Here is a 1,284-nt window from a genome sequence, read left to right on the forward strand (position 1 = left end):
TGACCTTGCCCGCGGAATCCGTATCCCTTGCTGAGTGGTTCAATCCAGGCAAGGAGAACGAAAGTGACGAAGGCAAAGAGAGCGCGCTACACGCTGGAATTCAAGCTTGAGGCGGTGCGGATGGTCAAGGGTGGGCAGAGCCTGGCGGTGGTGTCGAAGGTGCTGGGCGTGGCTGATCAGACGCTGCACAACTGGCTCAAGGCGGACCAGAGCGGCAAGCTGAACGGGCCCGGTAGCAAGCCTGTGAGCCCGGAGCAGATGGAGATTGCGCGGCTGCGTGCGGAGCTCGTGCGGGTGAAGATGGAGCGCGACATTCTGGGAAAAGCGACGGCGTACTTCGCGAAGGAACGGGAGTGAAGTACGCCTGGATAAGGCAGCACCGCCAGCGCTGGCCGGTGTCGCTGAGCTGCGAGGTTCTGGGCGTGAGTGCGAGCGGTTTCTACGAGCATGAGCGACGCAGCGGGCAGCCCGCGCCGGGGCGCCTGAGCGACGACGCGCTGCTGGTGCACATCAAGGCGCTGCACGCCGAGGTGCGGGGCGAGTACGGCTGGCCGAGGATCTGGAAAGAGCTGCTGGCACGCGGCATTCGAGTGGGCAAGGAGCGTGTTCAGAAGCTGATGCAGCGACACGGCATCAAGGCCCGAGGCAAGCGCAAGTTCATCGCAACGACCGACAGCAAGCACGGCCTGCCGGTGGCAGAGAACCTGCTGGAGCGGCGGTTCCAACCGGCCACGCCGAACGCGGTGTGGAGCGGCGACATCACCTACATCGCCACCGACGAAGGCTGGCTGTATCTGGCCGTGGTGATCGACCTGTTCAGCCGCCAGGTGGTGGGTTGGTCGATGCAGTCGCACATGCGGCGCGAGCTGGTGATGGATGCGCTGACGATGGCCTGGTTCCGACGACAACCGGGCAAGGAGGCGGCCGTGATGTTCCACAGCGACCGAGGCAGCCAGTACTGCAGCGCTGACTTCCAGGCATTGCTCACAAGTTACGGCATGCGCAGCTCGATGAGCCGCAAGGGCAACTGTTGGGACAATGCGCCCACCGAGAGCCTGTGGGGCTCGCTCAAGGTCGGCCGGCTGTATGGGCGCAAGTTCGAGACAGTGCGGGCCGCCAAGGACGAGGTCATCGACTGGCTGGCGTTCTACAACCACCGCCGGCTTCACTCGACGCTCGGCTACGTCAGTCCAATGCAATTCGAACGGGCTTGGCTCGCTGCCCAGGAAAAGCGAGCCGCGTAATGCCCTCGGCTATGGGATGCGAGATCCGAGGGCAAGGTCA

The 1,284-nt window shown here is 64.1% G+C and carries 1 protein-coding gene; it reads left to right on the plus strand.

All coding sequences use genetic code 11. The features are described 5' to 3' along the window. Nucleotides 1-120 precede the first annotated feature (120 nt). Nucleotides 121-1,244, plus strand: a protein-coding gene (locus AC1D01_RS35185) for an IS3 family transposase (RefSeq protein WP_477874226.1) whose coding sequence is annotated in 2 segments (ribosomal slippage) — nt 121-319 and nt 319-1,244 — 1,125 coding nt in all. Because the reading frame shifts where the segments join, the coding sequence is not laid out codon by codon here. Nucleotides 1,245-1,284 lie beyond the last annotated feature (40 nt).

The sequence above is a fragment of the Rhizobacter sp. P3_B12 genome (assembly GCF_056402895.1).